The organism is Ramlibacter cellulosilyticus, assembly GCF_014297465.1.
Taxonomy (GTDB): Bacteria; Pseudomonadota; Gammaproteobacteria; order Burkholderiales; family Burkholderiaceae_C; genus Ramlibacter; species Ramlibacter cellulosilyticus.
In genome coordinates, this window is record NZ_JACORT010000001.1 from 386,447 (window position 1) to 408,024 (window position 21,578).

22 protein-coding genes are annotated in these 21,578 nt (G+C 68.5%); 9 read left to right on the forward strand and 13 right to left on the reverse strand.

The features are described from left to right. Positions 1 to 20 precede the first annotated feature (20 nt). Entirely contained in the window at positions 21 to 920 is a 900-nt protein-coding gene (locus H8N03_RS01855; RefSeq protein ID WP_187074419.1) for a DMT family transporter, read from the reverse strand. Between the two features lie 117 nt (positions 921 to 1,037). On the opposite strand from H8N03_RS01855, the gene H8N03_RS01860 reads away from it, so the two are divergent. Then, on the forward strand, positions 1,038 to 2,021 hold the full coding sequence (locus H8N03_RS01860) for a quinone oxidoreductase family protein (protein WP_187074420.1): 984 nt from the start codon (positions 1,038 to 1,040) through the stop codon (positions 2,019 to 2,021). Between the two features lie 148 nt (positions 2,022 to 2,169). After that, the gene (locus tag H8N03_RS01865; RefSeq protein ID WP_187074421.1) at positions 2,170 to 2,601 is read left to right on the forward strand and encodes a response regulator transcription factor; all 432 of its coding nucleotides are present in this window, start codon (positions 2,170 to 2,172) and stop codon (positions 2,599 to 2,601) included. Here H8N03_RS01865 and H8N03_RS01870 read toward each other — a convergent pair. From H8N03_RS01870 to H8N03_RS01885, 4 genes are all read right to left on the reverse strand, one after another. Next, a complete protein-coding gene (locus H8N03_RS01870; RefSeq protein ID WP_187074422.1) occupies positions 2,558 to 4,228 on the reverse strand; it encodes a Na/Pi cotransporter family protein in 1,671 nt (556 codons plus the stop codon). The two genes, H8N03_RS01865 and H8N03_RS01870, sit on opposite strands and share 44 nt — an antisense overlap. Before the next feature lie 103 nt (positions 4,229 to 4,331). Continuing rightward, entirely contained in the window at positions 4,332 to 4,853 is a 522-nt protein-coding gene (gene lspA, locus H8N03_RS01875) for a signal peptidase II (RefSeq protein WP_187074423.1), read from the reverse strand. Continuing rightward, positions 4,853 to 7,693 carry an isoleucine--tRNA ligase gene (gene ileS / locus H8N03_RS01880; RefSeq protein WP_187074424.1) on the reverse strand — a complete coding sequence of 947 codons (2,841 nt, stop codon included), beginning with the start codon at positions 7,691 to 7,693 and terminating at the stop codon, positions 4,853 to 4,855. Before ileS ends, lspA begins: the two co-directional genes overlap by 1 nt. 114 nt (positions 7,694 to 7,807) lie before the next feature. Next, a complete protein-coding gene (locus tag H8N03_RS01885; RefSeq protein WP_187074425.1) occupies positions 7,808 to 8,818 on the reverse strand; it encodes a bifunctional riboflavin kinase/FAD synthetase in 1,011 nt (336 codons plus the stop codon). Positions 8,819 to 8,971: 153 nt separating this feature from the next. Between H8N03_RS01885 and H8N03_RS01890 the strand changes: the two genes are divergently transcribed. Then, complete coding sequence (locus H8N03_RS01890; RefSeq protein ID WP_187074426.1) at positions 8,972 to 9,532, forward strand: HNH endonuclease; 561 nt, start codon at positions 8,972 to 8,974, stop codon at positions 9,530 to 9,532. Between the two features lie 64 nt (positions 9,533 to 9,596). Here the strand turns inward: H8N03_RS01890 and H8N03_RS01895 are convergent, their stop codons facing one another. The 4 genes from H8N03_RS01895 to H8N03_RS01910 form a co-directional block, all read right to left on the reverse strand. Further along, on the reverse strand, positions 9,597 to 10,967 hold the full coding sequence (locus tag H8N03_RS01895; protein WP_187074427.1) for an alpha/beta fold hydrolase: 1,371 nt from the start codon (positions 10,965 to 10,967) through the stop codon (positions 9,597 to 9,599). Between the two features lie 62 nt (positions 10,968 to 11,029). Continuing rightward, positions 11,030 to 12,145 (reverse strand): acyl-CoA dehydrogenase family protein, encoded by a 1,116-nt coding sequence (locus H8N03_RS01900; protein ID WP_187074428.1) that lies wholly within the window; start codon positions 12,143 to 12,145, stop codon positions 11,030 to 11,032. 95 nt (positions 12,146 to 12,240) lie between these two features. Further along, positions 12,241 to 13,419: an acyl-CoA dehydrogenase family protein gene (locus H8N03_RS01905; protein WP_187074429.1), complete on the reverse strand. Its 1,179-nt coding sequence runs from the start codon at positions 13,417 to 13,419 to the stop codon at positions 12,241 to 12,243. 26 nt (positions 13,420 to 13,445) lie between these two features. Then, positions 13,446 to 14,126: a YceH family protein gene (locus H8N03_RS01910; RefSeq protein WP_187074430.1), complete on the reverse strand. Its 681-nt coding sequence runs from the start codon at positions 14,124 to 14,126 to the stop codon at positions 13,446 to 13,448. Positions 14,127 to 14,156: 30 nt separating this feature from the next. Between H8N03_RS01910 and purN the strand changes: the two genes are divergently transcribed. The 4 genes from purN to H8N03_RS01930 all read left to right on the forward strand — a co-directional run bounded on the left by purN (position 14,157) and on the right by H8N03_RS01930 (position 17,866). Continuing rightward, positions 14,157 to 14,756 (forward strand): phosphoribosylglycinamide formyltransferase, encoded by a 600-nt coding sequence (purN, locus tag H8N03_RS01915; protein WP_187074431.1) that lies wholly within the window; start codon positions 14,157 to 14,159, stop codon positions 14,754 to 14,756. Further along, positions 14,746 to 16,014, forward strand: a complete 1,269-nt coding sequence (locus H8N03_RS01920) for an RsmB/NOP family class I SAM-dependent RNA methyltransferase (protein ID WP_187074432.1) — start codon at positions 14,746 to 14,748, stop codon at positions 16,012 to 16,014. The genes purN and H8N03_RS01920 overlap by 11 nt, the downstream gene beginning before the upstream one ends. 117 nt (positions 16,015 to 16,131) lie before the next feature. Further along, positions 16,132 to 17,346, forward strand: a complete 1,215-nt coding sequence (locus H8N03_RS01925; RefSeq protein WP_187074433.1) for a DesA family fatty acid desaturase — start codon at positions 16,132 to 16,134, stop codon at positions 17,344 to 17,346. A 166-nt stretch (positions 17,347 to 17,512) separates the two neighbouring features. Next, positions 17,513 to 17,866: a hypothetical protein gene (locus tag H8N03_RS01930; protein ID WP_187074434.1), complete on the forward strand. Its 354-nt coding sequence runs from the start codon at positions 17,513 to 17,515 to the stop codon at positions 17,864 to 17,866. Between the two features lie 3 nt (positions 17,867 to 17,869). Here the strand turns inward: H8N03_RS01930 and H8N03_RS01935 are convergent, their stop codons facing one another. Continuing rightward, complete coding sequence (locus tag H8N03_RS01935) at positions 17,870 to 18,313, reverse strand: DUF3597 domain-containing protein (RefSeq protein ID WP_187074435.1); 444 nt, start codon at positions 18,311 to 18,313, stop codon at positions 17,870 to 17,872. A gap of 165 nt (positions 18,314 to 18,478) precedes the next feature. Here H8N03_RS01935 and H8N03_RS01940 point away from each other — a divergent pair, with 165 nt between their 5' ends. Continuing rightward, positions 18,479 to 19,096 (forward strand): carbonic anhydrase, encoded by a 618-nt coding sequence (locus H8N03_RS01940; protein ID WP_187074436.1) that lies wholly within the window; start codon positions 18,479 to 18,481, stop codon positions 19,094 to 19,096. Between the two features lie 45 nt (positions 19,097 to 19,141). Here the strand turns inward: H8N03_RS01940 and rpmG are convergent, their stop codons facing one another. From rpmG to trxB, 3 genes are all read right to left on the reverse strand, one after another. Beyond that, the gene (gene rpmG, locus H8N03_RS01945; protein WP_055899695.1) at positions 19,142 to 19,312 is read right to left on the reverse strand and encodes a 50S ribosomal protein L33; all 171 of its coding nucleotides are present in this window, start codon (positions 19,310 to 19,312) and stop codon (positions 19,142 to 19,144) included. A gap of 18 nt (positions 19,313 to 19,330) precedes the next feature. Then, complete coding sequence (gene rpmB / locus H8N03_RS01950; protein ID WP_187074437.1) at positions 19,331 to 19,564, reverse strand: 50S ribosomal protein L28; 234 nt, start codon at positions 19,562 to 19,564, stop codon at positions 19,331 to 19,333. A 231-nt stretch (positions 19,565 to 19,795) separates the two neighbouring features. After that, positions 19,796 to 20,746 carry a thioredoxin-disulfide reductase gene (gene trxB, locus H8N03_RS01955; protein WP_187074438.1) on the reverse strand — a complete coding sequence of 317 codons (951 nt, stop codon included), beginning with the start codon at positions 20,744 to 20,746 and terminating at the stop codon, positions 19,796 to 19,798. A 156-nt stretch (positions 20,747 to 20,902) separates the two neighbouring features. Between trxB and H8N03_RS01960 the strand changes: the two genes are divergently transcribed. Next, entirely contained in the window at positions 20,903 to 21,577 is a 675-nt protein-coding gene (locus tag H8N03_RS01960) for a Crp/Fnr family transcriptional regulator (protein WP_187074439.1), read from the forward strand. The last annotated feature ends 1 nt before the right edge of the window (position 21,578 follow it).

Below are 21,578 nucleotides of genomic sequence, written 5' to 3' on the forward strand. Positions count from 1 at the left end.
CGATGCGGTCGCGGTCGCCGTTAGCGGCGGGAGCTCACCACGATCCCGCCAACGATGAGCAGGAAGGCGAGCCCGTGGTACAGGTGCGGCGGCTCGCCGAGGAACGCGGCGGAGAAGACGGCCGCGAAGAGCGGCGTGAGGTTGGAGAAGAAGCCCGCGACGTTGGGCCCCACCCGCTGCACGCCCGCCCCCCAGCAGCGGTAGGCGAGGATGGCGGGGCCGGTGGCGACGAAGGCCAGGGCCAGCACGAGCGGCAGGCCCCAGGTGATCGACTGCGTGGTGACCACCGTCTCGGCGGCCGCGAACAGGCCGGACCAGGCGAGGCCCGGGACGAGCTGCGCCATGAGGAAGCCGGCCCAGTCGGAGCGCACTTCCGGCGGGTCGCCCGGGCGCGTGAGCAGCCAGCTGTAGAGCGCCCACGATGCGGTCGCGAGCAGGATGTAGAGGTCGCCGGGCACGAGCCGGACTTCGGCCAGGTGCGAGAGCTCGCCGCGGGACAGCACGACCAGCACGCCCGAGATGGACAGGGCCGCGCCCACGACCTGCCGGAGCGTGATGCGCTGGCCGAAGAAGGCCGCGCCCAGTCCGAGCATGAAGGCCGGAATGCTGGCGGCGACGAGCGTCACGTTGATCGGCGTGGAGGTCTTCAGCGCCAGGTACTGCAGCGCGTTGTAGCACCCGACGCCCAGCAGCCCGAGCACCGTGTAGCGCCCGATGCGGTCCCACACCGGGCTGGCCGCACCCAGCAGCCGCCACGCGAAGGGCAGCAGCAGCACGAAGGCGATCGCCCAGCGCAGGAAGTTGAGCGTGAGCGGCGGCACGAGCGGTGCCACGATGCGGCCCACCACCGCGTTGCCCGCCCACATCAGCGGCGGCAGCGTCAGGAGGAGGGCGGTGGAGAACGTGAGGCGCTGGTTCATGGAGGCGGCGATGCAGCCGCGCACTGTAGCGGAAGGGCCGTTTCCCTTCCGGGGCGGTGGCCGCGGATTCGTGGCAGGATGCGCGCCATTCCCCAAGCCACAACGCAGGAGACTCACGTGAGCAAAGCGGTCCAGATCCGCCAGCATGGCGGCGCCGAGCAGATGGAAATCGTGGACGTGCAGGTCGGCGACCCCGGCCCGGGCGAGATCCGCATCCGCCACAAGGCCATCGGCCTGAACTTCATCGACGTCTACCAGCGCAGCGGCCTCTATCCGATGGCCATGCCGCTCACGCTGGGCATGGAAGGCTCCGGCGTGGTGGAGGCCGTGGGTCCCGGCGTCACGCACCTGAAGGCGGGCGACCGCGCCGCGTACGCGAGCCATCCGCCCGGCTCCTATTCCGAGCTGCGCGTCATGCCGGCCAAGAACGTGTGCAGGCTGCCCGACGCCATCAGCTTCGAGACGGGCGCGGCGATGATGCTCAAGGGGCTCACGGCGCAGTACCTGCTCAAGCGCACCCTGCCCCAGGGCGGCCTGCAGGCCGGCGACTACGTGCTGTTCCACGCGGCCGCGGGCGGCGTGGGCCTGATCGCGTGCCAGTGGGCGAAGGCCCTGGGCCTGCAACTGATCGGCACCGCGGGCAGCGAGGAGAAGTGCCAGCTCGCGAAGTCCCTGGGCGCCGCGCACGTGATCAACTATGCGAAGGAAGACTTCAAGGCCCGCGTCATGGAGATCACGGGCGGGCAGGGCGTGAAGGTGGTGTACGACTCGGTGGGCAAGGACACCTGGGACAAGTCGCTGGACTGCCTGCGGCCTTTCGGCCTCATGGCGAGCTTCGGCAACTCCTCCGGCGCCCCGGCGCCCTTCGCGCCCGGCATCCTGGGCGTCAAGGGCTCGCTGTACGTCACGCGCCAGACCCTGTTCACGCACATCGCCACGCGCGAAGCCAACCAGCAGATGGCCGACGACCTGTTCGAGGTCGTCACCAGCGGCAAGGTGCAGATCCGCATCGACCAGCGCTTCCCGCTCGCGCAGGTCCGAGAGGCGCACCAGGCGCTGGAAGCGCGTAAGACGACCGGCAGCACGATCCTGACGCTGTAACCCGGCCAGGAAAGGGTTCACGCACGGCACCGGCGGGGTATCGTTTCCTACAAAGGCATGGCTCGCGCGCTTTCAGCCGGGCGCCTAGGCGCCGCCTAAAGTCCAGCCAGGGCAGGAAAGGGACTTCCTGCCCGCGGAGACCCAAGCCATGACCTTTCGCGCCTACATCGTCGAGGACAGCTCGACGATCCGGGACAACCTGATCGAGACCCTGAAGGACCTGGCGCAATTCGAGCCGGTCGGCACCACCGCCTCGGAGCACGAAGCCAAACGCTGGCTCGCCGGCAATGCGTGGGACCTGGCCATCATCGACCTGTTCCTGCGGGAGGGCAGCGGCATGAACGTGCTGGAAGCCTGCCGCAAGCGCCAGCCGGCGCAGAAGATCGTCGTGCTGTCCAACCACTCCTCGCGCGACGTGCGCTGGCGCTGCCAGCAGCTCGGCGCGGATGCCGTGTTCGACAAGTCGACGGAGCTGGAGGCGCTGGTGGACTATTGCGCGCAGCTGCGCGCGCGGGCGGACGCCGGCGAGGCGGCGCTCACAGCACCCGCGACGGCTGCTCCGGCATCACCGGCGGCCTGAGCCGGCTGGGCGCCAGGGCGCCCGCCGAATCCAGGATGGGATAGGCGATCGAGCAGATGTGGGAGTTGATCCGCTTGAGGTCGCTGATCAGGTCCAGGTGCAGGGAGCTGGTCTCGATGCTCTGCGCCGTGTTCTCGGCCAGGCGCGTGAGGTGCGTGCCGGCGTAGGCACGCTCCAGGTCGCGGAAGCGCGCCTTCTCTTCCAGCAGCTTCTGGGCGTCGCGGATCGAGCCGTTGAGGAACACGCTCATCCCGAGCCGCAGGTTGTCGACCAGCCGGGCGTGCAGCTCGCAGATCTCGGCCATGCCGGCGTCGGAGAAGTTGCGGCCCTTCCTGATCTTCTTGTCCTCGATGTCGATGAGGATCCGCTCGATGATGTCGCCGATCTGCTCCATGTTGATCGTGAAGCTGATGATGTCGGTCCAGCGTCGGCTTTCCTCCTCGCCGAGGGCCTCGCGCGAGATCTTGGTCAGGTAGTACTTGATCGCGGAGTAGAGCTGGTCGACGGTGTCGTCCATCTTGCGCAGCTCCTCGGCCATGCGCAGGTCGTTGTCCTTGATCACCCGCAGCATGCCGAGCAGCATGGTCTCGACCACGTCGGCCTGGTGCAGCGCCTCGCGCGCGGCGTTCGAGATGGCGAGCGAGGGAGTGGCGAGCGCGGAGGGGTCGAGGTGGTGCGGGCGGCCGGCCACCATGTTCTTGTCCTGCTTGGGCAGCCACTGCTCGACGAGCCGCGAGACGTGGTGCGTGAGCCCGAGGAAGACGAGTCCGATGATGATGTTGAACGTGAGGTGGTACAGCACCACCAGCGTGGCGTGTTCGGCGATGTAGGGGCTCACGTGGCGCACCCACAGGCCCACGAAGGGCGCGGCGAGGAGCACGCCCACCGCCTTGAACACCAGGTTGCCCATGGGCACCTGGCGCACTTCGACCGCGGAATTCGCGGTGGCCACCACGGCGAGCAGGCCGCTCCCGAGGTTCGCGCCCAGCGTCAGGCCCAGGGCGACGTCGACCGGGATGGCGCCGGAGCTGGCCAGCGTGGCCGTGAGCAGCACGATCGCGAGGCTGGAATAGGCGAGCACCGAGAGCACGGCGCCGACGGTGATCTCCAGCAGGATGTCGCTGGAGAGGGATTCCAGCATCGCCTTGACGGCCGGGGCCCGCACGATGATTCCCGTGGACTCCGCGACGAGGCGCAGCGCCAGCAGCATCAGGCCCAGCCCGATCAGCACCCGGCCGAAGCGGCCCAGCGGGCTGGACTGGCGCGTGATGAACAGCACCACGCCCACCAGGATGAACAGGGGGGACAGCCAGGACAGGTCGAAGGAGAACACCACCGCCATCAGGCTGGTGCCCACGTCGGCGCCCAGCATGACGGCCAGCGCCGTCGCGAGGCCGACGAGGCCCTGGCCGACGAAGGAGGAGACGATCAGCGCGGTGGCGGTGCTGGACTGGACGAGGGCCGTGACGCCCAGGCCGGCCATCGCCGCCGCGGGGCGGGTGGCGATGCTGCGCGCGAGCACGTGGCGCAGGTTGGCGCCGAAGACTCGCAGGATGCCGGTGCGTACGAGGTATGTGCCCCAGACCAGCAGCGCCACGGCCGCCAGCAGGTTCAGCAGATGCTTCATTCTTGAAACAATGATACGCCCGGTCCCCGGAGGACAGGGTAAAGCCGTATCGCGGGGCCCACAGTGCCTGGCTTCGTCACCCCCGCCTCCGCGGGGATGACGGTCAGGAGGCCTTGCTCTTGCGCACCCGCAGGAGCTCGTCCAGGATCAGCCCGATCGCCCCGATCGTGATCGCCGTGTCCGCCACGTTGAAGGCCGGGAAGTACCAGCGCTGCTCCCAGTGGAACTGCAGGAAGTCCACCACGTACCCGTGCAGCAGCCGGTCGATCACGTTGCCGACGGCGCCGCCCAGGATGCAGGCGAGCGCGAAGCAGAACAGCCGCTGCCCCGCGTGGGTGCGCAGCAGGTACAGGATGAACAGCGTGGCGACCGCGCCGATGCCGACGAACAGCCAGCGTTGCCACCCCGAGGCCGCGGCCAGGAAGGAGAAGGCCGCGCCGGTGTTGTGCGCCCGCACGATGTTGAAGAAGGGCGCCACGTAGGTCGAGTCGCCGTACTGGTAGTAGCCGAGGATCAGGACCTTGGTCAGCTGGTCGGCGATCAGCACGATCAGCGCGAGACCCAGCCAGGGCAGCATGCCGTGGCGGTTCACCTCGGGCCGCATGAAGGAGGTACCGCGCGCCATCAGGCGTGCTCCCGCGGCTCGCCCGCGCCGAACAGGTTGCTCACGCAGCGGCCGCAGATGGCCGGGTGTTCCGGGTCGACGCCCACGTCGGAGCGCCAGTGCCAGCAGCGGTCGCACTTGGCCTGCGTGCTCGGGTGGGCCTCGACGGCCAGCTCGTTGCCCGCCTGCAGCTTCACGGCGGAGGCGATGAAGATGAACTTCAGGTCCTCGCCCAGGCTGGCCAGCAGCGCATGGTCTTCCGGCGGCGCCGTGATCACGAGGTTCGCCTGCAGCGACGAGCCGACGCGGCCCGTCGCGCGCAGCGCCTCGATCTCCTTGTTGGCCAGGTCGCGGACGGCGCGGATGCGGTTCCACTTCGCCAGCAGCGCCGCGTCCGGGCCGCCGATCTCGGCGTACTCCTCCAGGAAGATGGACGGCGAGTGGCCGAACACCTTCCAGGCCTCTTCGGCCGTGAAGGACAGGAAGGGCGCCATCCAGCGCAGCATGGCGTGCGTGATGTTCCACAGCGCCGTCTGCGCGCTGCGGCGGGCGAGCGACTTGGGCGCCGTCGTGTACAGGCGGTCCTTCAGCACGTCGAGGTAGAAGGCGCCCAGGTCCTCGGAGCAGTAGACCTGCAGTTTCGCGACCACCGGGTGGAACTCGTAGACCTCGTAGTGCGCCAGCACCTCCGCCTGGAATTCGGCCGCGCGCGCGAGCGCGTACCGGTCGATCTCCAGCATCTCGGCGCGCGGCACGGCGTCCTTCGCGGGGTCGAAGTCGCTCACGTTGGCGAGCAGGAAGCGCAGCGTGTTGCGGATGCGGCGGTACGCATCCACGACGCGGGCGAGGATCTTGTCGTCGCCGGCGATGTCGCCCGAGTAGTCGGAGGCGGCCACCCACAGGCGGATGATTTCCGCGCCCAGCTTCTTGCTGGTCTCCTGCGGATCGACGCCGTTGCCCAGCGACTTGGACATCTTGCGCCCCTGGCTGTCCACCGTGAAGCCGTGCGTGAGCAGGCCGCGGTAGGGGGCGCGGCCGTACATCGCGCAGGCGGTCAGCAGCGAGCTGTGGAACCAGCCGCGGTGCTGGTCGTGGCCTTCCAGGTACAGGTCGGCCTCGGGACCGTTCTCGTGCGCGGCGCCCTTGTGCGAGCCCTTGAGCACCGTGGTATGCGTCGTGCCGGAGTCGAACCACACTTCCAGGATGTCCTGGCTCTTGGTGTAGTTCGGCGCGTCCGCCGCGGCGCCCACCTTGGCGAGGATCTCCTCGGTGGAGGCCTTGCTCCAGGCCTCGATGCCGCCGGCCAGCACGATGTCGGCCGCGACGTCGAGGATCTCCGGCGTCTTCGGGTGCAGCTCGCCCGAGTCCTTGTGCAGGAACAGGGGCAGGGGCACGCCCCAGCTGCGCTGGCGCGAGATGCACCAGTCGGGGCGGCCGGCGATCATGTCGCGCAGCCGGGCCTTGCCGTTCTCGGGGAAGAAGCTGGTGTCCTCGATGGCCTTCAGCGCCATGTTGCGCAAGGTGTCGGGGGCCTTGTCCTTCGTGAACACGCCTTCGCCCTCGTCCATGCGGATGAACCACTGGGCCGCGGCGCGGTAGATGACCGGCGTCTTGTGGCGCCAGCAGTGCGGGTAGCTGTGGACGATGGCTTCGGTCGCGAACAGGCGGCCCGCCTTGTCCAGCGTGTCGATGATGTGCGGGACGGCCTTCCAGATGTTCTCGCCGCCGAACAGGGCGAAGTCCGGCGCATAGGCGCCGTTGCCCTGCACCGGGTTGAGGATGTCGTCGTAGCGCATGCCGTGCGCCACGCAGCTGTTGAAGTCGTCCAGGCCGTACGCGGGCGAGGAGTGCACGATGCCGGTGCCGTCCTCCGCCGTGGCGTAGTCGGCGAGGTAGACGGGCGAGAGGCGGCGGAAGCCGGCGTCCGCGTCGTACAGCGGGTGCTGGAACTCCAGGCCGCCCAGGTTCTTGCCGGGCGTCGTGGCCAGCACCTGGCCGGGCAGCTTGTAGCGGGCCAGGCACTTCTCCACCAGCGACTCGGCCACGATGAGGCGGCCGCGCGGCGTGTCGACCAGCGCGTAGACGATCTCGGGGTTGAGGTTCAGCGCCTGGTTGGCGGGGATGGTCCAGGCAGTGGTCGTCCAGATCACCGCGAAGATGTCGCTGCCGGCCGCGGGCGCGCCGAACGCCGCCGCCACCTTCGCGGGGTCGTTCGCCTTGAAGCCGACGTCCAGCGTCTGCGACTTCTTGTCCGCGTACTCGATCTCGAACTCCGCGAGCGAGGAGCCGCAGTCGAAGCACCAGTACACGGGCTTCAGGCCGCGGTACACGAAGCCGCGCTCCATCACGCGCTTGAAGGCGCGGATCTCCAGGGACTCGTTGGTGAAGTCCATGGTCTTGTACGGATGGTCCCAGTCGCCCAGCACGCCCAGGCGCTTGAAGTCGCCCATCTGGATGCCGATCTGCTCGGTGGCGAACGCGCGGCTCTTGGCCTGCATCTCGTCGCGCGGCAGGTTGCGGCCGTACTTCTTCTCGATCGCGTTCTCGATCGGCAGGCCGTGGCAGTCCCAGCCCGGGATGTAGGCGGCGTCCAGCCCCTTGAGCTGGCGCGACTTCACGATCATGTCCTTGAGGATCTTGTTGACCGCGTGCCCCATGTGGATCTGGCCGTTGGCGTATGGCGGGCCGTCGTGCAGGATGAACTTCTGGCGCCCGCAGCGCGCTTCGCGCAGGCGCTTGTAGAGGCCCTGGTCCTCCCACTCCTTCACCCAGCCGGGTTCCCGCTTGGGCAGGTCGCCCCGCATCGGGAAGGGCGTGTCGGGCAGGTTCAGGGTGGCGCGGTAGTCGGTCTTGTCGGTCATGGGAAGCCCTGATTTGTCATCCCGGCCTCGAGCCGGGATCCATACGGAGGTGGAAATGCCATGGATTGCGGGCTTGCCCCGGACTCGATCCGGGGTCGGTCCGCAATGACAAATTCAAATTCGGTCGCGCGTGGTCTGCCGGCGCGTCTCGGCATGCGTAGACGCGAAGAAGGCGCGCGCCGCGTCGCAGTCGCGCGCGATGCCCGCCTGCAGGGCGCCGAGGCTGTCGTAGCGCAGCTCGTCGTGCAGTTTGTGCAGCAGTTCCACGCGGATGATTTTACCGTACCCCCCCTCCGGGCCGAGGTGGGCGGGCCATTGCAGGCAATGCGTCTCCAGCAGGACGCGCCCGCCATTGACGTCGCGGGGGTCCAGCGAAGGGCGGATGCCCAGGTTGGCGACGCCTTCCAGGGGCTGGTCGCCCAGGCCGTGGACCTGGACGGCGAAGATGCCGCTGGCCGCCGGCTTCCAGTGGGAGAAGCGCAGGTTGAGGGTCTTGAAGCCGAGGTCGCGGCCCAGCTTTCGGCCATGGACCACGTGGCCGCTGATGCTGTACGGCCGGCCGAGCAGGGCGGCCGTGCCCGCCATGTCGCCGCGGGCGAGCGCCTCGCGTACCGCCGAGCTCGAGACGCGCAGGCCGTGCACCTCGTAGCTGTTCATGCGCGCCACGTCGAAGCCGAGGCGGCTGCCGGCGGAATCCAGCATCGCGTAGTCGCCGGCGCGCTTCGCGCCGAATCGGAAGTCGTCGCCCACGAGCACGTACTTCGCGCCCAGGCCCTTCACCAGCACGTCGGAGATGAAGTTTTCGGGCTGCTGGCTGGACAGGCGCGCGTCGAACTTGAGGATCACGCACTGGTCGACGCCGCACTTGCGCAGCTCCGTGAGCTTGTCGCGCAGCGTGGCGATGCGGGCGGGCGCGAGCTCCGGCTTGCGGTGCAAGCCAGCGAAGTAGTCGCGCGGGTGCGGCTCGAAGGTGAGCACGCAGCTGGGCACGCCGCGGTGGCGGGCCTCGTTGTTCAGCAGCGCCAGCATCGCCTGGTGGCCGCGGTGCACGCCATCGAAGTTGCCGATGGTGAGCGCGCACGCCCGGGCGATCTGGGGGTGGTGGAAGCCGCGCAGGATCTGCATGACGGTGGTATCTTTTTTGTAGCAACGGGTGCACGTTGGACGGCGCCAACGCACCGATGGCCTGCCACGAGCGCATCCTCAAAACACGGTATATTGTCTCTTAGCCTGCCGCCAGGCGCTGTCGGTCTGTTCGTCGTTGAATGGAGGCGCGTTTTGAAGGTCTTGAAGCTGTCCGCCCAGGGACTGCCCCAGTCGTGGATTTCGCTGGAGCAAGCCGTCCTGCACTATGCCGCCGACCAGGTCCGGTGGGAGGCAGGCGCCGAGGTGGCCATCTTCCGCGGCGGGCTCAATGCGCGCACCGGGCGGCAGTCGCTGGTCACGGTCAACAGCATCATCGGCACCAAGGGCGTGCCGAACATCAACCCCTTCGAGCTGAAGCCGGGCCTCACCAACGGCAAGCTGTTCGCGCGCGACCGCAACATCTGCGCCTATTGCGGCGAGCAGCACGCCGAGGACGAACTCACCCGCGAGCACATCGTGCCGTTCGCGCAGAACGGCAAGGACCACTGGATGAACGTGGTGACCGCCTGCCGGGGCTGCAACCACCGCAAGGGCAGCCGCACGCCGGAGCAGGCGGGGATGTCGCTGCTGTACACGCCTTACATTCCCAGCCTCTGGGAGGACTTCATCCTGCGCAACCGCCGCATCCTGGCGGACCAGATGGAGTTCCTGATGGCGCATTTGCCGAAGAACTCGCGGCTGCACGACGCGTAGCGCTCTCGCGCATCGCTGGGTGCGCATGCGCGCAACCCAGTCTACGCCGCCCCGCCGGCATCCGTTAATACGTCAACTCCAGCACCGTCACCTCGTTGTTCGCCGTCGGCCACGTGCGCCCGACGACTTTCTCCCCGTTGAACTCCGCCACCACCGCGCGCTGCGGCCCGTTCGGCTTGAGCCGTGAACTGGAGACGCCGGCACCCGGCAGCGCCCCCGGCGGCGGCGTCTGGCCGTCGAAGGCCATCCGGTCGCGCGCAGGATCGAAGTAGCCGCGCGGCCGCGTCATGATGACCAGCGAGGGGCCGGAGCGGTCCGTCTCCGGGATGCGTTCCGGACGCAGGTGCACGTAGTGGCTCGAACGCGCGAAGGGGCTGCGGTAGATGTGCGTGGTGGCGTAGCCGGGCGCGCCCACGACGAACTCGTACGGCGTGCCGCGCTGCGCCTGCAGGGGGCCCCAGCTTCCGTCGGCCCCGATCACCTGCGTGTGCACCGCGGCGCCCTGGCGCTGGCCGGTGGCCGCATCGACGGCGTAGACCTCCAGCCGCGCGCCCGGCAGCGGCAGGTTGTTGCTCACGTTGCCGCTGGCGGGATCGGTGGACGAGACGCCCATCCCCGTCACCTTGCCGCGCAGCAGGACGCGGTCTTCCGGCACGATCTCCACCGTGCGCGGCTCCCTGCCCGTGATGAAGCGGTAGGTCGCCGCGAACGCCTCGGGCGAGAACGAGACCTCGCGGTGGTCCGCCCGCGGCAGCACGACGTTCGTCGCGCCCTTCAGTTCCGGGCCCGCGTACGTCACGCCGGTGTTCAACTTGGGGTCGCCGATCCAGGTGCCCAGGGGCTGCGCGTACTTGTCGTTGTTGTCCGAGCGCAGCGTCAGCCACTTCACGGGGCCCGTCACCTCGTCGCCGGCGGCGTTCTTGGGCGCGTTGAGGGCTTGCAGGAAAGGGCCGTTGCCGGCGAATTCGTTGTCCGGCGCGCGGCCCGGCACGTTCCACACGCCGTGGTTCGGCACGCCGCCCAGGATCGCGTGGCTCACCTTGGCAGCGCCGCCGCCGTTCTGGATGTAGTTGCGCACCGCGTAGCCGCCGCGCGAATTGGCCACGAGCACCACCTGGCGCGCGCCCGTGGCCGCGAGGACCTTGTCGACTTCCGAGCGCAGGAAGGCCATGGATTCCGCGGCCGACGTGCGCCCGGGCTCCGGCTTGCTGTTCTCGGCCCGCGCGAGCGGATAAGGCAGATCGATCGCGACCAGCCGGTCGCGCGGCCAGCCGTTGGATTCGAAGCGCCAGATCGTCGTCTGCCAGAGCGCGGCGCTGTCGCCGTTGCCGTGGACGAAGACGATGGGCGGGTGCTCGGACATGAAGGGGCCGGTCGTGCAGGCAGTGGCGGTCAGCGTCAAGGCTGCGCCAAGGAACTGGCGGCGGCTGGTCATCGTTGTGGTTCTCCCAAAGGAAACGCCCGCGCGCGGCGGGCGTTGACGGCGTGGCGCGCGGGTCAGGCGAACACGCCCGCCGTGTCCTGCATTCTTTCCGACACCTCGCCGAGGTGGTGCAGGGTATCCCCGTACTGCAGTTCGAGCTGCGTGAGCTTCTTGAAGTAGTGGCTGCCCACGTATTCGTCGGTGACGCCGATGCCGCCGTGCAGCTGCACCGAGTTCTGTCCCACGAAGCGCAGGCTCACGCCCAGCTGGTACTTCGCGCGCGCCATCGCCCGGCGGCGTTCCTCGGCCGGCGCATTGAGCTTCAGCGAGGCGTAGTAGCTCATGGACCGCGCGAGCTCCTGCTGCATCTTCATGTCCGCCATGCGGTGGCGCAGCGCCTGGAAGGTGGCGAGCGTCACGCCGAACTGCTTGCGCGTGTTCAGGTATTCGGCCGTGAGCTCCATCGTGCGGTCGATCGCGCCCACGCCTTCGGCGCAGGTGCAGGCGATGGCGATGTCCACCGCATGTTCCAGCGCGGGCAGGCCGTCGGCGGTGACCAGCGTGGCGGGCGCGTCGCGCAGGCTCACTTCGGCGGCGCGGCCTTCGTCCACGGTGGGATAGCCGCGGGTCGCGACGCCTTGCGCCGAGCGCTGCACGAGGAAGAGGCCGATCCTGCCGTTCGCCTTGGCGGGGACGATGAAGGCGTCGGCCTGGTCGCCCGCGGGCACGACGCTCTTGTCGCCCGAGACCTTCCAGCCGCCGCCCGCCTGCGTCGCGGTGGCCTCGACCTGGTCGAGGCGGTAGCGCGCCTTGCGTTCCTGCTGCGCGAGCACGACGAGCGCTTCGCCGGAGGCGATCTTGCCCAGCCAGGCCGATTTGACGTCCTCACCGGCGTACGCGCCGAGGACGCCGCTCGCGACGAGCGTCTGCGCCAGCGGCTCCAGCACGATGCCGCGCCCGAGCTCCTCCATCACCACCATCGCCTCGACCGGGCCCATGGCCATGCCGCCGTGGTCTTCGCTGACGTAGAGGCCGGTGAGGCCCAGTTCGGCGAGCTCGCCATAGGCCGCGCGGTCGAAGCCGCCCGCCTTGGCGATGCCTTGCCGGCGCTCGAACGTGTAGCTGCGGTCCACCCACTTGCGCACGGCGTCGCGCAGCTGTTCCTGGTCGTCGGAAAAATTAAAATCCATATCTCATTCCTCGCGTAGCGACAAGCTGGAGCCCCCTCGCGGAGGGGGCGCGGGGGAGCGGTGTATTGGCGCAATGCGCAGGTTGTTCATAGGCGTCAGCCGAGAACGACCTGCGCCACGATGTTGCGCTGCACTTCGTTGGAGCCGCCGTAGATCGTGGTCTTGCGCATGTTGAAGTAGGTGGCGGCCAGCGGCGCCAGGGCGGCGGCGCCCACGTAGTCGCCCTGGTAGCCGGCTTCCATCGCTTCGCGGATGAAGGGGATGGCGTACGGGCCCGCGGCGAGCATCATCAGCTCCGTGTAGCGCTGCTGGATCTCGCTGCCCTTGATCTTCAGCAGGCCGGCGATGTCCAGCGGGTTCTTGCCCGACTTCTCGGCCGACAGAACGCGCAGCACCAGCATCTCCAGCGCCACGATGTCCACTTCCAGCTTCGCGATCTCGTCGCGGAAGCGCTGGTCGCTGTAGACGCCTTCGCTCTTGGCGATGCGCTTGAGGCGCTCCAGCTCGCGCTTGGCGCGGTTGACGTCCGCGATGTTGGTCCGCTCGTGCGACAGCAGGTGCTTGGCGTAGGTCCAGCCCTTGTTCTCCTCGCCGATCAGGTTCTCCGCGGGCACTTCGACGTTGTCGAAGAACACCTCGTTCACCTCGTGGCCGCCATCGAGCATGATGATCGGGCGCACCGTGACGCCCGGCGACTTCATGTCGATCAGCAGGAAGGAGATGCCGGTCTGCGGCTTGCCTTCGGTGGAGGTGCGCACCAGGCAGAAGATCCACTCGCCGTACTGGGCGAGCGTGGTCCACGTCTTCTGGCCGTTGACGATGTACTTGTCGCCGCGGCGCTCGGCGCGGGTCTTCAGCGACGCGAGGTCCGAGCCGGAGCCCGGCTCGCTGTAGCCCTGGCTCCACCAGACCTCGCCGCTCGCGATGCCGGGGAGGAAGCGCTTCTGCTGCTCGGGCGAGCCGAACGCCATGATCACGGGGGCGACCATCACCGGCCCGAAGGGCACGATGCGCGGCGCGCCGGCGAGGGCGCACTCTTCCTCGAACAGGTGCTTCTGCACGGCGGTCCAGCCCGGGCCGCCGAACTGCTTGGGCCAGCCGTAGCCCAGCCAGCCCTTCTTGCCGAGGATCCTGGCCCAGCGCTGCATGTCCTCGCGCGTGAGGTGCAGGGCGTTGTGCACCTTGTGGGCGATGTCCTGCGGCAGGTTCTCGCGCACCCAGGCGCGGATGTCCTCGCGGAACTTCTGTTCTTCAGGGGTGAAAGCTAGGTCCATGGGGGTGTCTCCGGGGGATCGCGCATTTAAGCACGGTCGTTCGTTTCCGTCTGTCCGGGCCGTGACAAACCGAGTTGCGCGAGCAGGTCCTGCACCTGCGCACGCAGCTCGGCGACTTCGGATTCCAGCGCTGCCACGCGCGCCTCGAGCGCGCCGGCCTCCTCCGCGGGGGCGGCGGGTGGCGCCTGCACGGGGACGCTGGTGTCGACGGGGCCGCACAGGAGGTGCGCCCAGCGAGTCTCGCGCGACCCGGGCGCGCGTGGCAATTGCACGACCAGGGGACCCCCGCGTTCCTCGCTGCGGTCCCGCATCTCTTCCAGGAAGGCTTCCACGGAGGAGATGTCCGCGAAGCGGTACCAGCGCTCCGAATGGATCCGCAGTTCGCCGGCCGTCTGCGGCCCCCGCAGCATCAGCAGGCCCAGCAGCACGGCGGATTGCTCCGGCACCACCATCGCCCGCTGGAAGTTGTGCTCCCAGCGGTCCGTGCGGCTGCCGCGGGTGGTGAACGCCAGCGAGCGGCGCTTCAGCCCGTCCAGCGCCTCCTGCACTTCGCCTTCGCCGAGGTTGGTGATCGGGTCGCGGCTGCTTTTCTGGTTGCAGCCGGCGACGAGCGAATTCAGCGTCATGGGATAGCTGTCCGGCACCGTGCGGGCCTTCTCCATGAGCGTGCCCAGCACGCGGGCCTCGGCGGCCGTCAGCGGGCTCATCGCGCGCCCTCCGGGATAATCGCGCTCGACATGAAGAACATCGTGATCCTGATTTCCGGTGGGGGCTCGAACATGGCCGCCATCGTACGCGCGGCGCAGCGCGACGATTGGCGCCAGCGGCACGGCGCCGTGGTCCGGGCCGTCATCAGCAATCGCGCGGATGCGCGAGGCCTGGCCTTCGCGCGGGAGCAGGGCATCGCCGCCGAAGTGGTCGACCACAAGCCGTTCGCCACGCGCGAAGCCTTCGACGACGCGCTCGCGGCCACGATCGACCGCCATGCCCCGGCGCTCGTCGTGCTCGCGGGCTTCATGCGCATCCTCACGCCGGGCTTCGTCGCACGGTATGCGGGGCGCCTGGTCAACATCCACCCCTCGCTGCTGCCCGCGTTCCCGGGCCTGCACACGCACCAGCGTGCGCTGGAGGCGGGCTGCCGCTTCACCGGTGCCACGGTGCACCAGGTGACGGCCGAACTGGACCACGGCCCCATCCTGGACCAGGCGGTGGTGCCCATCCTCGCCGGCGACACGCCGGAGGCGATCGCGGCCCGCGTGCTCACGCAGGAGCACATCGTCTATCCCCGCGCGATCGCGCAACTGCTCCCCCGCCTGCAGGAAGTCCATGCATCCTAAAGCGCTGCTCGAAGCCTGCGCCGCGCTCGTCGCGCAGGTGCTCCGCCTCGACCACCCCGCCGACGCGATCGTGTCTCGCCACTTCCGCGAGAACCGTTCCCTGGGCCCGCGCGAACGCGCCACGCTCGCCGAGACCGCCTACGCGGTGCTGCGGCGCAAGCTCCTGTACGAGAACCTGGCGCAATCGGGCAGCGGCCCGCGCGAGCGCCGGCTGGCCATCCTGGGCTTCGCCGGCCCGCGCGATTTCCTCAAGAGCGCGCTGTCGGAACAGGAGAAAGCCTGGCTGGACCATTGCGACGCCATCGACGTCGCCTCGCTGCCCGAACGCTTCCGCCACAACCTGCCGGAGTGGCTCGCGGAACCGTTGAAGGCGCAGGTCGGCGACGACTTCTGTCCGCTCGTCGCGGCCCTGGAGCAGCCCGCGCCGCTGGACCTGCGCGTGAATGCGTTCACCGACAAGCGCGAGGACGTCCGCAAGGAGCTGGAGCTCGCCGGCATCCACGCGAAGCCCACGCCCTATTCGCCGTGGGGACTGCGGATCGACGGCAAGCCCGCGCTCACGAAGCTGGATGCCTTCGCCCGCGGTGCCGTGGAAGTGCAGGACGAGGGTTCCCAGCTGCTGGCCCTGCTCACCGACGCGCGGCGCGGCCAGATGGTCGTCGACTTCTGTGCCGGCGCGGGCGGCAAGACGCTGGCGCTGGGCGCGGCGATGCGCAACACCGGCCGGCTCTACGCCTTCGACGTGTCGGCGCACCGCCTGGACAACCTCAAGCCCCGGCTGGCCCGCAGCAAGCTGTCCAACGTGCATCCGGCGGCGATCGCCCATGAACGGGACGACCGGATCAAGCGCCTCGCGGGCAAGATCGACCGCGTGATCGTGGACGCGCCGTGTTCCGGCCTGGGCACCTTGCGGCGCAACCCGGACCTCAAGTGGCGCCAGTCGCCCCAGGCTTTGGCGGAGCTGACGGCCAAGCAGGCGGCCATCCTCGAAAGCGCTGCAAGGCTGCTGAAAGCCGGCGGGCGCATCGTCTACGCCACGTGCAGCGTGCTGCGGGCGGAAAACGAGGACATCGCGGCGGCTTTCACGGCCTCCCACCCGGGGTTTCGGCGGCTGCGCGTGGAGGAACTGCTGGAACAGGCCAAGGTGCCCGGCGCGGCGAGCCTCTGCAATGCGGAGGGAGCCGACCTGCGGCTCTGGCCGCACCGCCATGCGACGGACGGTTTCTATGCCGCTGCCTGGGAAAAAGTCCAGCCCTGACAACACCCTGGCAAATAAACGGGGCCGGATTGAACCCCCGGCCCTAAAATCCCTCCAACGTCTTCGCAGTGCATTTCTGCGGGCTTTTGTCTTACAAGAGAAAGAGACTCTCCCTCCATGTTGCTTCCCGACTGGGCCGTGCTGAACGCGGCCATCGACTGGCTCGGCCACGGCCTCTGGGACCTGTCCTGGTGGCAGATCGTGCTGTACACGCTGGTCACCACGCACTTCACGATCGCCAGCGTCACGATCTTCCTGCACCGGAGCCAGGCGCACCGGGCCATGGACCTGCACGCCATCCCGTCGCACTTCTTCCGCTTCTGGCTGTGGCTGGGCACGGGCATGGTGACCAAGGAGTGGGTGGCCATCCACCGCAAGCACCACGCGAAGTGCGAGACCGAGGACGACCCGCACAGCCCGCAGACCCGCGGCATCGACACCGTGCTGTGGCGCGGCGCCGAGCTGTACCGCGCGGAAGCGAAGAACAAGGAAACGATCGCCAAGTTCGGCCACGGCACGCCCAACGACTGGATCGAGCGCAACCTGTACACCCGCTACAGCTGGCAGGGCGTGGGCCTGATGCTGATCCTGAACCTGGCGCTGTTCGGCGCGGTCGGCGCGGCCGTCTGGGCCGTCCAGATGCTGTGGATCCCGATCACCGCCGCCGGCATCATCAACGGCATCGGCCACTACTGGGGCTACCGCAACTTCGAGGCGCCGGACTCCAGCACGAACATCTCGCCCTGGGGCCTGATCATCGGCGGCGAGGAGCTGCACAACAACCACCACACGTACCCGACCTCGGCCAAGTTCTCGGTCAAGCCGTACGAATTCGACCTGGGCTGGTTCTACATCAGCGTGATGTCGAAGATCGGCTGGGCCACCGTGAAGAAGGTGCCGCCGAAGCTGCGCCTGGGCACGATCAAGCCGGTCGCGGACGAGAAGACGCTGGAGGCGCTGATTGCCAACCGCTACGAGGTGATGGCCGGTTACGCCCGCGAAATGCGCCGCGTGTGCAAGGCCGAGATCGCCCAGCTGCAGGCCAAGGGCCACGAGGCCGGCATGCTGCAGGCCGCCAAGCGCTGGCTGCACCGCGATGCCGACAAGGTGCCGGCTTCCGCGCGCCCGCAGCTCGAGCAGGTCCGCGCCGCGCACCCGGTGCTGGACAAGATGGTCAGCATGCGCGAAGAGCTGCGCCAGATGTGGCTCAACACGAACCAGTCGCGCGAGCAGCTCGCCGCCGACCTGCAGGCCTGGTGCCGCCGGGCCGAGGAAAGCGGGATCGAGGCGCTGCGTCAGTTCTCCATGAAGCTGCGCGCCGCCCACGCCTGAGTCAGGCCCGCGCCACGAAAGCCCCGCCATGCGGGGCTTTTTTCATGTTCCGCTGAGCAGGACGGGCCTACGGGGCCACGCGCCCTTGCCGCACGGACGACGAGGCCGCAACTGCTACTCCTGCCGCGCTCGTCGCGGTGCAATGGCCAGTAAAGGAGATTGCAGCATGAAGAAGTTCATCCTTGGCGCGGTCGCGGCCGGTGCGCTGGCCGTGGGCGGCGCGGCCTCGGCGCAGGACCTGGGGGCCGTCCTGAACAACATCCTCGGCTACGGTTACGGCGATCGCACCTCGCAGGACACGATCCAGGGCTCGTATCGCGACGAATACGGCCGCCTCTGGGTCGTGGACGGCGGCGGGAAGCACACCATGGTCACCCCGGGCGCGGGCAGCGCCGGCGTGGGGTCCTGGGGTCAGGGCACGTATGGGGTGCAGGCCAATGGCGGCTACTACCGCGACAGCGACGGTGACGGCGTCGTGGACGCGCGCGACCGCCGCCCCAACAATCCGCGGCGCTGGTAAGGCTCAGTCCAGCAGGTTGGCGGGAACCTTCCCGCCGTTCTGCTCCATGCGGCGCAGCACTTCCTTGTGCAGCCACATGTTCATCTTCGCGGTGTCGCCCTTGTCGCCGGAGTAGCCCAGTTCCTCGGCGAGTTCGCGCCGCTCCTGCAGCGTGCTGTCCATCCCGACCAGCTTCATGAGGTCGACGATGGACGTGCGCCAGTTCAGCTTCTGCGGATGGTTGGCGGCGAGCCCGTCCAGCACCTTCTCGATGTCGACGCGTTCCAGGGTGGCGGCCGCGGCGGCGCCCTGCTGGGGCGCGGCTTGCGGTGCCTGGGGCTGTGCGGCGGGGCGTGCGGGCGCCGCCTGGACGTTCGTGGGCTGCGGCGCCGAGGGCGTGGCGACGGTCGCCTGGCCGGCGTTCGCGTGCGGGAAGATGCGGCCGAAGATCTTGCCGAGGATGCTCATCGTGCGGTCTCCATGAGGTTGGGCGCCCATCTTCGGCATCCGCGGCCGGCGGGGCAGTGGGAATGCCGCGCACGCAGCCCGGGTGTTTCTCCTGCAAGGTGGTGCGCGGACATGGACCTAGGGCCCATGGACCGCCGCGACGCGTGCCTCCTACGATGCCGTACCATGCCCGCCCCGCCGCCCATGCTCTCCGCCGACGAGGCGCTCGTCCGTCTCCAGGAGGGCAACGCGCGTTTCGTGCGCGGCGAAGCCCGCTTCCCCACCGTGCAGAAGGACGTCCTGGCCGACCTGGCGAAGGGGCAGCACCCGTTCGCGACCATCCTCGGGTGCAGCGACAGCCGGGTGCCGCCGGAACTCGTGTTCGATGCTTCCTTCGGCGAGCTGTTCGTGGTGCGGGTCGCGGGCAACGTGCTCGGCGCGTCCATCCTGGGCACCCTGCAGTACGCGGGCTCCCACCTGCACACGCCGCTCTTCGTCGTGCTGGGGCACGAGGGCTGCGGCGCGGTGGAGGCGGCGGTGGAGTCGCGCTTTCACGGCGCCACCCACGGCAGCCGCATCGAGGTGCTGCTCGAGGAGATCGTCCCGGCGCTCGAGGGCCTGGACCCGCGGCAGGAGCACGACGCGCTGCTGCACGCCGCCGTCGAGGCGAACGTCCGCCACACGATCGCCGAACTTCGCCGCACGCCCGAAGCCCGCGCACGCGCGGCCGTGGGCGGGATGAAGCTGGTGGGCGCGATCTACGAGCTGGCCTCGGGCACGGTGCGCTTCCTGGACGCGGAATGAAAAAGCCCCGCGGGGCGGGGCTTTCTTGCCGGAAGCGGGGCCGAATTACTTCAGCTTCGTTTCCTTGTACTCGACGTGCTTGCGAGCCTTCGGGTCGAACTTCATGATCGACATCTTCTCGGGCATCGTCTTCTTGTTCTTGCTCGTGGTGTAGAAATGGCCGGTGCCCGCGGTGGACTCCAGCTTGATCTTCTCGCGACCGCCTTTGCTAGCCATGGTGCTTTCTCCTGCGAATTAAGCCTGGCCGCGGGCACGCATGTCCGCCAGCACAGCATCGATACCGTTCTTGTCGATCAGGCGCACGGCGGCGTTGGAAACGCGCAGGCGCACGAAGCGGTTCTCGCTCTCGACCCAGAAACGGCGGTATTGCAGGTTCGGCAGGAACCGGCGCTTGGTCTTGTTGTTGGCGTGGGAGACGTTGTTCCCCACCATCGGGCCCTTGCCCGTCACTTCGCAGACTTTGGACATCTGGAATTCTTTCCTTGAACCGCCCGTCACTCCCGTGAGGGGCTCACCTCGCCCTGACGGGGGCGGTAACCGGCCGGACGTGAATCCGGCGAAGCCCGCGATTATAGCGCGGGTTGCTGGGGTGCGCTGCGCGCAACCCAGCCTACCGCGCGTTGCGCCCCCGAGCCTCGTAGGCTGGGTTGCGCGCAGGGTCCGTAGGCTGGGTTGCACGAAGCGCACCCCAGCAACCCGTCACTCCTCCTGCTCCAGGAAGCGCTGCGCGTCCAGGGCCGCCATGCAACCCGTCCCGGCACTGGTGATCGCCTGGCGATACACATGGTCCTGCACGTCCCCGGCGGCGAACACGCCCGGGACGCTGGTCATCGTGGCGAAGCCGTTGAGGCCGCCCTTGGTGATGATGTAGCCGTCCTTCATCTCCAGCTGGCCCTGGAAGATGTCGGTGTTCGGCTTGTGGCCGATGGCGATGAACGCGCCCTGCAGCTTCAGCTCCTCGGTCTCGCCGGTCTGGGTGTCCTTCAGCCGCACGCCCGTGACGCCGCTCGCGTCGCCCAGCACCTCGTCGAGCACCTTGAACAGCTTCAGCTCGATCTTGCCTTCGGCGACCTTCTGCTTCACCTTGTCCACCAGGATCGGCTCGGCGCGGAACTTGTCGCGGCGGTGCACGAGGTACACCTTCTTCGCGATGTTGGACAGGTAGAGCGCTTCTTCGACGGCGGTGTTGCCGCCGCCGATCACGCAGGTGACCTGGTCGCGGTAGAAGAAGCCGTCGCACGTGGCGCAGGCGCTCACGCCCTTGCCCATGAAGGCAGTCTCGGACGGCAGGCCGAGGTACTGCGCCGACGCGCCGGTGGCGATGACCAGCGAGTCGCAGGTGTAGGTGCCGCTGTCACCCGTGAGCGTGAACGGGCGCTTGCTGAAATCGACCTTGTTGATGTGGTCGAAAACGATCTCGGTCTTGAAGCGTTCGGCGTGCTCCAGGAAACGCTGCATCAGCTCCGGGCCCTGCACGCCGTGCACGTCGGCGGGCCAGTTGTCCACTTCGGTCGTGGTCATGAGTTGCCCGCCCTGCGCGATGCCGGTGACCAGCACCGGGTTGAGGTTCGCCCGCGCGGCATACACGGCGGCCGTGTAGCCGGCAGGGCCGGAACCGAGGATCAGAACTTTCGCGTGCTTGTTGTTCATGGGTCAAAACCTGTGTGGGAAACACGACAGGTCGGTGTACATTTGTGGGCGGTTCGAGAAGTATCCAGCATGCGGACACGGCCGATGCTTGCGGCTTCTTGATCACGGGGATTGTAAGAACCCATCACGGCCGCTGAAGCAGGAGGGATTTGAAACATGTCGATGCTGTCCAACCTGGAGTTGATCCGCCGGGTGCCCTTGTTTGCCCTGCTGACCTCCAACCAGGCGGAGGCGGTGGCCGATGCAGTCGTCAAGCGGCGCTTCAAGCGCGGCGAGACGATCGTGGAGCAGGGCGAGAAGACCAACACGCTCTTCATCATCCTGACCGGCCGGGTGCGCGTCGTGACGTCGGACAAGCGCGGGCGCGAGGTGATCCTCGCCACGCTGAACCCCGGCGACTACATCGGCGAGATGAGCCTGATCGACAACGAACCGCACTCGGCCACCTGCCGCGCCGAAGTGCAGACCGACATGCTGACGCTCGGCCGCGCCGAGTTCGCGCGCTGCCTGCCGGAAAACAGCTCCATGTCGTACGCGATCATGAAGGGACTGGTGCAGCGCCTGCGCCAGGCCGACCGCAAGATCGAGTCGCTGGCGCTGATGGACGTGTACGGGCGCGTGGCGCGCGCGCTGCTCGAGTTCGCGCAGCCGGATCGCGAAGGCCTCATGACCATCCGCGAGCGCATCTCCCGCCAGGACATCGCCAAGATGGTCGGCGCCTCGCGCGAGATGGTCAGCCGGGTGATGAAGGACCTGGAGGACCGCGGCTTCATCGAGACGCGCGAGGACGGGTCGATGCTGGTGAAGGACCGGCTGACGACGCTGGGTTGAC